The 12,695-nt window shown below is 72.7% G+C and carries 9 protein-coding genes; 5 read left to right on the forward strand and 4 right to left on the reverse strand.

Features of this window, described 5'->3' with window-relative positions; genetic code table 11:
• Positions 1-83: 83 nt before the first annotated feature.
• Positions 84-956, reverse strand: coding sequence for a class I SAM-dependent methyltransferase (locus tag ABD932_RS17740; protein WP_345013737.1), 873 nt, complete (start codon positions 954-956; stop codon positions 84-86).
• Positions 957-1,030: 74 nt separating this feature from the next.
• Here ABD932_RS17740 and ABD932_RS17745 point away from each other — a divergent pair, with 74 nt between their 5' ends.
• Positions 1,031-1,465 carry a helix-turn-helix domain-containing protein gene (locus ABD932_RS17745; RefSeq protein ID WP_345013739.1) on the forward strand — a complete coding sequence of 145 codons (435 nt, stop codon included), beginning with the start codon at positions 1,031-1,033 and terminating at the stop codon, positions 1,463-1,465.
• Between the two features lie 4 nt (positions 1,466-1,469).
• Here the strand turns inward: ABD932_RS17745 and ABD932_RS17750 are convergent, their stop codons facing one another.
• From ABD932_RS17750 to ABD932_RS17760, 3 genes are all read right to left on the reverse strand, one after another.
• Positions 1,470-4,091 (reverse strand): NACHT domain-containing protein, encoded by a 2,622-nt coding sequence (locus tag ABD932_RS17750; RefSeq protein ID WP_345013741.1) that lies wholly within the window; start codon positions 4,089-4,091, stop codon positions 1,470-1,472.
• 70 nt (positions 4,092-4,161) lie between these two features.
• On the reverse strand, positions 4,162-4,764 hold the full coding sequence (locus ABD932_RS17755) for a response regulator transcription factor (RefSeq protein ID WP_345013743.1): 603 nt from the start codon (positions 4,762-4,764) through the stop codon (positions 4,162-4,164).
• Complete coding sequence (locus ABD932_RS17760; protein ID WP_345013745.1) at positions 4,761-5,987, reverse strand: sensor histidine kinase; 1,227 nt, start codon at positions 5,985-5,987, stop codon at positions 4,761-4,763. Before ABD932_RS17760 ends, ABD932_RS17755 begins: the two co-directional genes overlap by 4 nt.
• A 155-nt stretch (positions 5,988-6,142) precedes the next feature.
• Here ABD932_RS17760 and ABD932_RS17765 point away from each other — a divergent pair, with 155 nt between their 5' ends.
• The 4 genes from ABD932_RS17765 to lpdA all read left to right on the forward strand — a co-directional run bounded on the left by ABD932_RS17765 (position 6,143) and on the right by lpdA (position 12,695).
• Positions 6,143-6,733, forward strand: a complete 591-nt coding sequence (locus ABD932_RS17765; RefSeq protein ID WP_345013747.1) for a hypothetical protein — start codon at positions 6,143-6,145, stop codon at positions 6,731-6,733.
• 168 nt (positions 6,734-6,901) lie between these two features.
• Complete coding sequence (locus ABD932_RS17770) at positions 6,902-10,117, forward strand: amidohydrolase family protein (protein WP_345013749.1); 3,216 nt, start codon at positions 6,902-6,904, stop codon at positions 10,115-10,117.
• Positions 10,118-10,248: 131 nt separating this feature from the next.
• Positions 10,249-11,103 carry an SCO2400 family protein gene (locus tag ABD932_RS17775; RefSeq protein WP_425587470.1) on the forward strand — a complete coding sequence of 285 codons (855 nt, stop codon included), beginning with the start codon at positions 10,249-10,251 and terminating at the stop codon, positions 11,101-11,103.
• A 179-nt stretch (positions 11,104-11,282) separates the two neighbouring features.
• Positions 11,283-12,695 carry a dihydrolipoyl dehydrogenase gene (gene lpdA / locus ABD932_RS17780; RefSeq protein ID WP_345013753.1) on the forward strand — a complete coding sequence of 471 codons (1,413 nt, stop codon included), beginning with the start codon at positions 11,283-11,285 and terminating at the stop codon, positions 12,693-12,695.

Genomic DNA, 12,695 nt, shown 5'->3' on the forward strand with positions numbered 1-12,695 from the left:
ATCACCGCTCCCGTGGGCGATCACGTAGTACCGCTCCCTCACTATGCGCGGGTTCGCTCGCGCTCAGGAAGGGGGCGTCGAGATCACGAAAGTTTCGCCTCCGGACTGGGGGCGCCCGCCCGGGCGTCGACCAGCCAACAGGCCCCGGTGAAACGGACTTCGGCGCCCTGCACGAACGGATCGAAGGCCGCGCGGACTGTCTCGACGACCCGTGCGCGGGTCTGCTCGTCCGCCTCGGGAAGCACCTGACCGACCGGCCCGAGCCGGGTGAAGTAGCCGACCAGTTCCCGCTCGGGCAGCGTACAGGCGACGTCGACCGGCCGGATGTCGATGCCCGCCCAGCCGCTCTCCTCCAGGACGCGGTGGACCTTGCCGGGGTCCGCGAAGGCGAACTGTCCCGGCTCGTCCGGCCGGCGGGCGGGAAGGTTCGGCAGGAGCGGTGCCGCGGCGCGTTCGGCCGTCGTCATGAACGGATTCTCCTCGGGGCCGCGCCAGACGATGAACCGCAGCCCGGCCCCGTCCCCGGCGGCACGCCGAAGATTCGCGAAGGCCCGGACGGAGTCGTGGAAGAACATGACGCCGAACCGTGAGATCACGGCGTCGAAGGCGGCGGGTCCGAACGCGTGGTCCGCCGCGTCGGCGCGGACGAAGGAGGCCGGTGTGGCCTCCCGCTCGGCCCGTTCCCGGGCGGCGGTGATCATCGGTTCGGAGATGTCGACGCCGACGCAGTGACCGCCCGGGCCGAGCCTCCGTGCGACGGCCAGCGTGGTGCCGCCGGTGCCGCAGCCGACGTCGAGCACCCTGCCTCCGCGCCCGGCGGGTACCGCTTCGAGGAGCAGGTCCTCGAACGGCTTCAGCATCCTGTCCAGCAGCGCCTGCGTCTCGACCCATGCCTGGGCGGCGGGTCCGTTCCAACGGACCGCCTGCTCGTCGTCCGTCCTGCGTGTGGCGTCCATGATCGTCTCCTGGGCTTGCTTTCACCGGGCCGTGGTGACAGCGTCCTACTTCAAGTCGACTTGAGGTCAAGACCATGACGGACCTGGACATCGCCGAGGTGGCACACCGCGCCGGAGTGCCTGCCTCCACACTGCGCTACTACGAGGAAAAGGGCCTGATCGCCTCGATCGGCAGGCGGGGCCTGCGCCGTCAGTACGATCCCGGCGTGCTGGAGCGCCTGGCCCTGATCGCGATGGGGCGGACCGCGGGGTTCTCGCTCGACGAGATCGCGCGCATGGTCACACCGGACGGGCAGCCGGACGCACAGCCGGACCTCGACCGGCAGATGCTCGCGACCAAGGCGGACGAGCTGGACCGGCGGATCCGCGAACTGGCCGTCCTGCGCGACTCCCTGCGGCATGCCGCCGCCTGCCCCGCACCGAGCCACATGGAGTGCCCCGCCTTCCGCCGTCTCCTGAAGTCCGCCCTGGCCGCGGCGCCGAGGAAGCGGGCTCCGGGACCACCCTGAGGGATCACGCTCTCGTCATCGGTCCCCTGTCCGTGTGCCGCCGACGGGGGATCCACGGCCGGAGCGGGCCCGGCCGCCCGGCTCCGGACTCCTGGGACCGCTCCGGGGCCGCAAGATGCTGCTGCAGGTCGAGATGACGGAACTGGTGGACCGCTCCTGCCCGGCGAAGCACGCCCCGGCGTTCGTGGGCGTCGGTGAGGAAGGCCGTCAGGTCCCGGGGGAGCTGTCGGGTCGTGGCCAGGTGGTGGCGGGTGAGGGTGTAGTACCACCAGGCGTTCTGGCTGAGCGCGGCGGCCAGGCCGACGGTGAGGCCGTAGGCCAGGCCGCGGACGAGGATGTGGGCCGGGGTCATCGGGATGGCCCGGCCGTCCGTGGTCCCGCGGCCCAGGCCGTAGGAGAGCCCGCCCTGGGCGACGTACTCGATGCCGTAGCTGAGCGTGAAGGCGGCGGCGACCGCCAGGCCCACGGCGAGCCACAGCCTGGCGAAGATCCGTCGGTCCTGTTGCAGCAGGGTGATTGGGCCGGTCGGGGCCGTGAGATCGGCGGGCTTGCCGGAGAGGCCGTGCGCGATGCCCACCGCCAGGCCGAACGCGCAGGAGAAGGTGATCATCGTGGAGACGTGGTAGGAGGCGGTGTCGGCGAGGAGCGACTGGAGTCCGGTGACGGCCCAGTGGGTGACGCCGACGGCACAGCCGCCCGCCAGGCCCGTCGAGAACCCCCGCCAGTCCCAGGCCCACCGGGTGCGGACGGTCGGGATGGCACCCGGGCGGCGTGCGGACAGACGCCCGGCGCGGCTGCCGAACACGCCGCCCGCCAGCGCGCACACCAGGGCGGCGGCGAGGGCGCCCACGGCAGCGGCCGTACCACCGTGGTTGAGGCGGTACGAGAAGAAGAGCGTGCCCCCGGTGAGGAAGCCCACCGCGCACTTGCGGTGGTCCCAGGTCCAGCCGTGCCCGGTCCGAGAGCCTCTGCTGGAGAGCGCGCCGACGATGCCGCCGACGAAACCGTAGGCCAGCCCGTTGGCCATCGTGGCCGCCGGCCACTGCGGCTGCCCGGTGGCGAGCACATGGGTCAGGCCCTCGGCGGCACCCCCGGTCAGGCCTGCGACGAGGCCGCAGCCGATGCCGCCCGCGATCCCTCCGGCCAGGCCCGCGACGATGGCAGCGGGCGGACCCGTCAGCCACCCGGAGTCGAGGCCGGCGAACAGCGCGGTGAGCCTGCCCGCGCCGGTGGCGGCGGCCCAGGCCACGACGCCGAGGACGGCACCCGTCACCACCTGGGCGAACCGCGGCGGCAACGCCCGGCGCACCTGCCACCAGGCCAGGTCGGCGGTGCCGCCCAGGGTGTGCTGCAGATGCCGGGCCAGACGGCGCAGGGCGTACTCGGCCTGCTCGGCGGACCAACGGCACGGGTACCTCGGATGGGGCCGGTACGCGGCGGGCACGTACGCGTCGAAGAGGTGGGCCCGGACGGCCGCCGGGTCGGGGAAGCGGGCCTCGTCGCACAGGTGCGCGGGCGTGGGAAGGGCGGTGTCCTGCTCGCCCGGGCGGGGGTTGTAGACCGTTCGGGCCAGGAAGAGCATCAGCGGTGTGGTGAACGCGCGTGCCACCGGCGCGTCGGTGCCGAGCAGGCGGATCACCGGGTCCCACCGGGCGGCGGCAGCGGTGTCCTGACCGCCCGCGTCCCGTCGCAGGTATGCGGCGATGTCCGGGGCCGCCAGGGGGCGCAGTTCCACCGCCGCCGCGCCGCTGAGCTTGACGGGTACGCCGTGGGCCGGGGCAAGAGTGTCGCCGTATTCCTTCAGGCGGCTGGTCAGGACCAGTGGTCGGCCCGGCGGCAGGGCCGAGTTGACGGCGTCCAGCGCCCTTGCGCGGAACGGTTCCGGGATCTCGTCGAAGCCGTCCAGGAGGGGCCAAATCAGCCTTCGCTCCAGCAGGGCGGCGCCAACGGCGTGGCGCGTCTCCGGGGCGCCGAGGCCGCTGTAGTCGCGTTGGAGCCGTTCCGCCATCCAGGATTCCAGCGTCTGCTCATCGGGATTCCACGACGCGAGCGAGAACAGCACCGGAACGGGGCCGCCTTGTGTGCGTACGTCCGTGAGGGCGAGCAGCAGGCGGATCAGCAGCATGCTCTTCCCGGCGCCCGGGCCGCCCAGGATCACGAGGCGGCGCGTCGGTACGCGCTCCAGGAACACCTCGGTGATCTCCCCGCCCGTGCCGCTCAGTTCCTCCGGTCCGGTGGCCCAGCCGACGCGCGGAGCCGTCCGGTCCTCGGCCAGCTCCCTCAACAGTGACCACGATTCACCGAACCGGGCGTCGGCCGCCCGCCAGGAGACCGGAAGGGGATAGGGGTCGTTCAGGCGCCGCACCCGGGCCTCGGACTCCCACTGCTGCCGTACCGCCGGCGCCAGCCGATCCGCCACGCGGGCCAGGTCCTCGCCCTCGTGCCGATCGGCGCGCAACGTCGCCCACGACAGGTACATACCGCCCACGGACGGCAGCAGAGCGGCCAGGGTCTCGGCGATCCGCAGGTCGAAACGGACGGCGAGGCACACCGCCCCGATCATGCCGCCGACCGACAGCCCGAGATAGACCGCACCGACCCGTCGAGTACGCCCACCAGTCCCCATGGCCGGATTCTCGGCGCGGGGAGACAGCGGATGAGGGACATCGGTGGTTCGGCCCCTCGGACGAGTGATGTCAGATCCAGCCCTGCTCCCAGGCGCGGTGGGCGGCCGCATGGCGGGTCGGGACGCCCAGCTTGGCCATGGCGGAGGAGAGGTAGTTGCGCACCGTGCCGGACGCCAGATGGACCTCGGCGGCGATGTCCGCGATCGACGCGCCCTTGCGTGCGGCGCGCAGGATCTCCAGTTCGCGGCCGGTGAGGGGACAGTCGTCCTCGGTCAGCGCGGAGGCGGCTATGTCCGGGTCGACGTAGCGGCGGCCGGCGGCGATGTCACGGATGATCTCGGCCACCCGGGACGCCGGGGTGGTCTTGGGGACGAAGCCGCGCACACCGGCGGCCAGCGCCCGGCGCAGTACGGCGGGCCGGGCGTGCCGGGTCATCAGGACGATCTGCGTGGGCAGTTCGGCCCGGATCTCCTCGGCGGCGACCAGCCCGTCGGCGGGCGGCATCTCCAGGTCCAGGACGGCGATGTCGGGGCGGTGCTCGCGGGCCAGCCGCACCGCCTCGGTCGAGGTGGCCGCCTCGGCGACGACGGTGAGGTCCAGCTCGAGGCCGAGCAGCGCGGCCAGGGCGCTTCTGAGCAGGTCCTCGTCGTCGGCGATGAGCAGACGGATCATCGGGCGGCTCCGTCCGCGGGGTTCGGGGATTGCAGTGGCCTCGTCGGGAGCGCGGCCGTGACCACGAAGAGCGGACCGTCCCGCTTCCAGGTCAGCTCGCCGCCGGCCGCCTCCAACCGCTCGGCGAGGGTACGCAGTCCCGTGCCGTCCGAGGCTCCGGGACGGTCCTCCGCGCCGTCGTTGCTCACCCGCAGGCGGGCGGAACCGTCCGCGATCCGGTAGTCGACCTCGGCGTGCCCGGCCCGGCTGTGCCGGAGCACGTTGGTGGTGGCCTCGCGCATCACGAGACCGAGGAGATGCCGGGCGGAATCCGTGAGGCCGGCGGCCACGGCGGCGGGGTCGAGGGTCATCCTGGCGTCGATGTCGGCGGCGGCCAGGACCCGCGTCGCGTTGCCGATCTCGTCGTCCAGCGACGTACGACGGTAGCCCTGCACCACGGCCCGGGTGTCGCTCAGCGCATCCGCCGACAGCTGCCGTATCTCCTTCAGCTCCACGGCGGCGCGTGCCGGGTCCACGTCCACGAGCCGTGCCGCCAACTCGCTCTTCAGCGCGATGACTTGGAGGTGATGGCCCTGGATGTCGTGCAGGTCGGCGGCGAACCGCAGCCGCTCCTCCCTGACCGCCAGCTCCGCCTCCAGCCGCCGTGCCTCGTCCAGTCGCCGTGCCGTGTCCCAGGCCCACAGCGGGCCGAGCGTCACCCAGGCCGTGAAGGCGACCAGCCCGGCCGGGAACAGCGCGGCGTACGCCAACTCCCCGTCACCCTCCAGCAGGCTGACCACGCCCCCGGGCAGCAGCGCGAGGACCACGGCACCCGCGATCAGCGCTCGCCTCCGGCGCGGCGGGAGATAGGTGGCGACGATCGCCACGACCAGGGCGGGCGCGACCGGCCACAGCCCGTAGTCGTGCAAGGCAAGAGGGAAGACCGCGAGCACAACTCCCGCCCCGACAGCGGCGATCAGCCGGCCCAAGGGCGCTTCGGGGGGTACGTCCGTCGACGGCAGGAGCGCCAACCGTCGGCTCAGCAGGACGACGCTCGCCCACATCTCGACCGCCAACGCGACGGCGGCCGGGGCGCGGGCCCACAGCGGGACGTCGCCGTCGAGGAGCCACGCGCCGACGAAGACGACCAGGACACACACGGTCATGCCCGGCACGGTCCACCACGTGTAGCGGCGGAAGCTCGTCAGCCCCGCCGCCGTGCGTTCGATCGACCCGTCCCCCATCCGGTCATTGTGGCCCAGGCCGCATGACAAATGTCATGCGCGGACGTGACAACGCCACGCGCGCGCATGGGGATTCGGCACTACTGACGGACTCGGCGAGGGCACAGGCTGGAGGTGTTGACAGATACCCCACCCCGGTACCCAAGGAGGGTCCCATGACAACCCGTGCCCCGCTCGCGACGGCGGACAGGCCGAACCCCGCCGCGCTGCTCAAGCGGCGCTGGCCCACGGTGCTGGCCGTCGCGGTCGTCGCCCTCAACGTGCTCGCGTCCGGCTCGCAGGACGTGGCCGACGCCGTCGGCGGCTTCGCGGAGACCCTGCCGTTGCTGCCCCTGATCTACCTGGTCGTCCACCAGATCGGAAAGCCGCAGGCCACCTGGCCGGTCCTAGGGGCCGGGACGGTGGTGGTGTTCGCCCTCCCCTTCCAGGACGCGGTCGCCCCGTCGACGGTCCTGGTCGCCCTGGCGCTGGCCGTCCTGGCCTGGGGCGCCGTCCGCGGGACCCCGCACGGGCGGGCCACGTTCGGGGTCCAGGCCGGGGGCGCGCTCGTCTTCTGCGGGCTCGCGCTGGCCGGGCTGGCGGTGGATCCGGACCTGGGCCGCTATCTGCTGGCGGCCGGCTGGTTCTTCCACGGTGTCTGGGACTTCGTGCACCTGCGGCTCGACAAGGTCGTCTCCCGTACGTTCGCCGAGTGGTGCGGTGTCATCGACGTACTCGTCGCCGTCCAACTGCTCTTTCTGGTCTAGGGGGTGTCTGCCGGTCCACGCCGCCGTCGCGGGCTCCGGCACGGCCAAGCCGGTGCGAAGAACGGCCGAGAACCGCCGGGGCGGGGCCCGTGACCGGGCTCCGCCCCGTACGTTGCCACCAGTGGTCTCTCCTGTCCGGCCCGCCAACTCCGCGCACTGGGAGCTTCCTTGGACCCCGCAGACATCTCGGACGCCCACCGCACCGGCCCGCTCTCCCGCCGCAGATTCCTCCAGGCCACCGCAACCGCCACCGCGACTGCCACCGTCACCGCGACGGCGCTCACCACCGTCGGCACGCCGGCCGCGGCCGCCGCCTCCGGTACGACCACGCTCTCCTTCACCGCCGCCACCGGCGGTTCCGCGACCCTCGCCCCGTCCGGTGACCGGCTCGTCGCCGAGATCCAGAACGTGCTCTGGTCCGTCCCGCGCGAAGGCGGCACCGCCGTCCCGCTCACCCCGCCCGGCCTCGAACCCACCCGCCCGCAGTTCTCGCCCGACGGCAGCCGCCTTGTCGTCTGCGCCTACCGCGGCGGAGGTTTCCACCTCTGGACGCTGCGGCCGGACGGCACCGGGCTACGGCAGCTCACCGACGGACCGTGGGACGACCGGGGCCCCGCCTGGTCCCCGGACGGCACCCGGGTCGCGTTCGCCTCCGAGCGCGGCGGCGACACCGTGACCGGCGCCCCGTACCGCATCTGGGTCGTCGACGTACGCACCGGCGCGCTGACCCGGCTCACCGGGCGCCCCGGACAGCAGGGCCCCGGGCAGGGCGCCCGCTGGGAGGACTTCGACCCGGCGTGGTCGCCCGACGGGGAGCGCGTGCTGTTCGTGCGCGCCGGCGTCTCCGCGACGGGCGCCCTGCGCGCGACCACCGTCGCCTCGGTGCCCGCCGACGGCTCGGGCCCGGTCACCACCGAGCACACCGACGACTCCGGCGCCCAGCTCATGACCCCGGCCGTCTCGCCCGCCGGCCGCCTGGCCTACCTGCGCACCACGTCCTCACCCGCAGCCTCCTGCACCCTCGTCGTGGCCGGCAGACCGGTCGCCGTCCAGGGCGACCTCCTCCCCGCTCCGCCCCGCTGGACGGACGGCGGACGACTGCTCCTCACCGTCGACGGACACTTCCGCCTGCTCGACCCGGACGCGCCGGGCACCGGCGAGGAGATCCCGTTCACGGCCGCACTGCCCGTGCACCGCCCCCGCTACCGCGGCAAGGCGTACGACTTCGAGGGCGCCGGCACCCGCCCCGTCCGTGCCCTGCACCTGCCCGCCCTGTCACCGGACGGCCGCAGCGTCGCCTTCGCCGCGCTCAACGCGCTGTGGATCGGCGGCACGACGGGCGGCCGCGCACCCCGCAAGGTCCGCAAGGTCCTCCAAGTACCCGCCACCCGCTATGTGCTCGCGCCGGCCTGGACGCCCGACGGCACGGCGCTGGTGTACGCCGACGACCGCGACGGACTGTTCGCCGTACGGCGCCGTGACCTCGGCTCCGGCGAGGAGACCGTGCTCGCCGGGGGCGGCCGTGTCTTTCCCGCGCTCTCGCCCGACGGCAGGCGGCTGGCCTGCCTGGACATGTCCGGCAACCTCGTGGTCCGGGACCTGCCCGACGGAGTCGAACAGGTGCTCGCCGCACCGCTCGGCGCGGGCGGGCTGCCCGGCCGGCCCAGCTGGTCACCCGACGGCCGGTATGTGGCGCTGTGCGACCGCAACCGCCTCAACCAGCGTTTCCGCGAGGGCTACAACCTCATCCGCGTCGTCGACACGACCACCGGCGCCGCCACCCTGCACGCCCTCGCCCCGCACACCTCGCTCTCCGACCGCTACGACTCCGGCCCCGTCTGGTCCCCGGACGGCCGCTGGATGGCCGTGGTCGCCGAGTCGGCGCTGTGGCTGCTGCCGGTACGGTCCGACGGCACCCCGGACGGTGAGCCCCGCCGGCTCACCACCGAACCCGCCGACCACCCGTCCTGGTCCGCCGACGCCCGCACCCTGCTGTACCTCTCCGCGGGCACCCTGCGCCTGATCGACATCGGCAGCGGCCGGACCCGTACCGTCCGTGTCCCGCTGGAGCACCGCAGGCCGCGCCCGGCCGACATGGTCGTGCACGCGGGCCGCTTCTGGGACGGAACCGGCTCGGACGTCCGAGAGGACATCGATGTCGTGATCCGCGACGGCCGTATCGCGGAGGTCTCCCCGCACCGCACCGGCCGCCGCCCCGCCGCACGCCACATCGACGCGAGCGACCGCACCGTCATCCCCGGCCTGTGGGACGCGCACACCCACCCCTGGCAGACCACGTACGGCGGGCGTCAGACCGCGCTCCAACTCGCGTACGGCATCACGACCGCCGTCTCGCTGGGCGGCTTCGCCTACGAACAGGCCCGCATCCGGGAGGCCGTCGCCGCCGGCGCCCTCGCCGGACCCCGGCTGCTGACCACCGGCGAACTGCTCGACGGGGCACGGGTGGCGTACAGCATGGGCCGCGCCCACCGCACCCACGAGGGGCTGCACCGTTCGCTGGCGCGCGGGGCCGCGCTGGACTGGGACTTCGTGAAGACCTACGTACGCGCCCCGGGCTGGGTGATGAAGGAGGCCGCGCAGTTCGGGCACGAACGGCTCGGGGTGCGCAGCGGCAGCCATCTGTGCACTCCCGGTGTGCAGTTGGGCCAGGACCTGACGACCCACCTGCAGGCGACGCAGCGGCTGGAGTTCGGGCACGCGACCTCCGCCACGGGGCGCGCCCACCAGGACGTCGAGGAGATCTACACCCGCGCCGGCTTCCACCTCGTCGCCACCCCGTTCACCGCGCTCGCCCTGCTCGGCGCGGACCCCGCGCTCGCGGACGACCCGCGCGTCACCGCGCTCATGCCGCCGTGGGACACCGCGTCGGTCCGCGAGCAGGCCGGACAGCCGCCGACCGACGCCCAACTGGCAACGCTGGGCCGGGAGATGGACGTCTACCGGCGGATCCTCGCGGGCGGCGGTCTGGTCGCCCTCGGCACGGACCAGCCGATCGTCCCGGTCGGCCTGCACCTGCACCTCGCCCTGCGCGCCCTGCACCGCGCCGGTCTCTCACCGGCCGAGGCGCTGCGCACCGCCACGCTGCTGCCCGCGCGCGTCTTCGGAGCCGACGACGACCTGGGCACGCTGGAGGAGGGCAAGCTCGCCGATCTCACGGTCGTGGACGGCGACCCCTTCACCGACTTCGCCGCCCTGATCCGTACGGCGGCGGTCCTCCGCGGCGGCGTCCTGTTCGAGCAGGCCGACCTGGTCGACACCTTCGACACCCCCGATACCCCCGACACCGCCACCGAGCGGCGGGCGGAGGAGGAGTGGCTGGAGGTGAGCCGGCGTATGCGGCGTGAGGGCTGCTGTGACCTGTGAGCCGGTCACGGTCCACACACACTTCCTGTGACATCTGTGCAGGAGCATCACTCGGGCTGCACACAGCCCGTCCAAAGCGTCGTTAGCGTTCTGGCCGTTCGATCCTCCACGCGAACCCAGGAAGACCGTAGATGGACTACTGCTCCTCGTGCCGTCGGCATCTCAACGGGGCCCTCGTGTGCCCCGGGTGCGGCGCCTACGCCCCGGACATCGCTCCCTCCGCGGTTGGGGGTCCCGCCGTGTCGGTGGCGTCCGGCGCGGCCGACACCGCAACGGCGGCGTGGGAGACGCCCGCCCACGACACCTGGTACGACGGCTACTTCCGGGACGAGACGGCACCGTCGGCCGACGTGGAAGAGACCGCGCCCGTAGCGCAGTCTCCTGACGTGGAAGGCGTACCCGTCGCCCCGATGGGCCGGGCCGCGCGGCGTCGTCAGCGGGCCCGCTGGAAGAAGAACCAGCGCAAGGCCGTCGTCGCGACCGCCGTCGCGCTGGTCGGCGGCGGTCTGACCGTCTCGGCCATGGACCGGGGGTCCGCCGACAAGGCCCAGGCGGCCACCGCGCCGGAGAACCCCAACACGGCGGTGGTGGAGCAGCAGGTACCGGAACTCACCCGTCCGGCGTCCACTCCGCCGGACACCCGTGAAGCGCCGCGCACCGACACGCCGGGTTCGAAGCCGACCCCCACCAACGCCGCGCGCGAGTCCATCACCACACCGCACACCACGCGCCAGTTCACCCGACCGGACGCCGCCTCCACCCCGAGTCCCGCGGCGACCTCGGTCCCGCAGACGCAGCCCGTCTCCCCGGACACCGGAGGGGCGAACTCCGGTGACAGCGGTGACTCGGCGGCCGAGCCACAGACGCCGACCCCGTCGGCAACCGAGAGCTCCGACTCCGGAACCTCCACGTCGCCGTCGAGCCCGGCTCCGGAAGAGACCTCGCCGGCGTCGCTCTGCGTGCTCAACCTCGTATGCCTTGGCTGAAACATGCCGGGGAACTGACCTGATCGCCTTGGCGCACGCCACCTGAGATCACCGTCACCCTCCCGCACCACCACACAACCTCGTGGATGCGGTCATGCTGGAAGAAGCGGAAGTCGATCTCCTCGCGGAGATCGGCACCAGCAGAGTCGGGACGTCGTACTCAGGAAGGAAAACGCTCCATGGTCGAGCAGGACGAGCGCTTCGATGTCGTGGTCCTCGGCGCGGGCCCCGGCGGCTACGTCGCCGCCATCCGCGCCGCCCAGCTGGGCAAGAGCGTCGCCGTCGTGGAGGAGAAGTACTGGGGCGGCGTCTGCCTGAACGTGGGCTGCATCCCCAGCAAGGCGCTGCTGCGCAACGCCGAACTGGCGCACATCTTCACGCGTGAGGCGAAGACCTTCGGCATCAAGGTGGAGGGGCAGGTCTCCTTCGACTTCGGCGAGGCCTTCCGCCGTAGTCGCAAGGTCGCGGACGGCCGGGTCAAGGGCGTCCACTACCTGATGAAGAAGAACAAGATCACCGAGATCGACGGCCGCGGCACCTTCCTCGACCCGCACACCCTCCAGGTGGCCGGCTACGACGGCGAGACCCGCACCATCGGCTTCGACCAGTGCATCATCGCCACCGGCGCCACACCGAAGCTGCTTCCCGGCACCCGGCGGAGCGCGCGCGTGGTGACGTTCGAGGAGCAGATCCTGGCCGAGGAACTGCCGGGGTCGATCATCATCGCGGGCGCCGGCGCGATCGGCGTCGAGTTCGCCTACGTCCTGCACAACTACGGCGTGAGGGTCACCATCGTCGAGTTCCTGGACCGGATGGCCCCGCTGGAGGACGCCGAGGTCTCCGCCGAACTCGCCAAGCAGTACCGCAGGTTGGGCATCGACGTGCTGACCTCCACGCGGGTCGACGCCGTCGACGAGTCCGGCGAGCTCGTGCGCGTCACGGTCACCGGCAAGGACGGCGCGCAGCAGGTCCTGGAGGCCGACAAGGTGCTCCAGGCGATCGGCTTCCAGCCGAACGTCGAGGGCTACGGCCTGGACAAGACCGGCGTGACCGTCACCGAGCGCGGCGCGATTGACGTCGACGGCCGCTGTCGGACCTCGGTCCCGCACATCTTCGCCATCGGCGACGTCACGGCGAAGCTGATGCTCGCGCACGCCGCCGAGGCCATGGGCATCATCGCCGCCGAGACCATCGCGGACGCCGAGACGATGGAGCTCGACTATGTGATGATCCCGCGCGCCACCTACTGCCAGCCGCAGATCGCCAGCTTCGGCTACACCGAAGCACAGGCCCGCGAGCTCGGCCACGACGTCAAGGTGGCCAAGTTCCCCTTCACGGCGAACGGCAAGTCCCACGGCCTCGGCGACGCGACCGGCTTCGTGAAGCTGATCAGCGACGCCAAGTACGGAGAACTCCTCGGCGGCCACCTGATCGGCCCGGACGTCACCGAACTGCTGCCCGAGCTGACCCTGGCCCAGCAGTGGGATCTGACCGTCCATGAGGTCGCCCGCAACGTCCACGCCCACCCGACCCTCGGCGAGGCGGTCAAGGAAGCGGTGCACGGCCTTGCCGGGCACATGATCAACTTCTGA

It is taken from the genome of Streptomyces shaanxiensis (genome assembly GCF_039537145.1).
GTDB lineage: Bacteria > Actinomycetota > Actinomycetes > Streptomycetales > Streptomycetaceae > Streptomyces > Streptomyces shaanxiensis.

Bases quoted from the DNA above. Each gene is read 5' to 3' on its own strand.
- lpdA (WP_345013753.1), top strand. From the start codon at position 11,283: ATGGTCGAGCAGGACGAGCGCTTCGATGTCGTGGTCCTCGGCGCGGGC.
- ABD932_RS17750 (WP_345013741.1), bottom strand. From the start codon at position 4,091: ATGGGGACTGGTGGGCGTACTCGACGGGTCGGTGCGGTCTATCTCGGG.
- ABD932_RS17755 (WP_345013743.1), bottom strand. From the start codon at position 4,764: ATGATCCGTCTGCTCATCGCCGACGACGAGGACCTGCTCAGAAGCGCC.
- ABD932_RS17740 (WP_345013737.1), bottom strand. From the start codon at position 956: ATGGACGCCACACGCAGGACGGACGACGAGCAGGCGGTCCGTTGGAAC.
- ABD932_RS17775 (WP_425587470.1), top strand. From the start codon at position 10,249: ATGGACTACTGCTCCTCGTGCCGTCGGCATCTCAACGGGGCCCTCGTG.
- ABD932_RS17760 (WP_345013745.1), bottom strand. From the start codon at position 5,987: ATGGGGGACGGGTCGATCGAACGCACGGCGGCGGGGCTGACGAGCTTC.
- ABD932_RS17765 (WP_345013747.1), top strand. From the start codon at position 6,143: ATGACAACCCGTGCCCCGCTCGCGACGGCGGACAGGCCGAACCCCGCC.
- ABD932_RS17745 (WP_345013739.1), top strand. From the start codon at position 1,031: ATGACGGACCTGGACATCGCCGAGGTGGCACACCGCGCCGGAGTGCCT.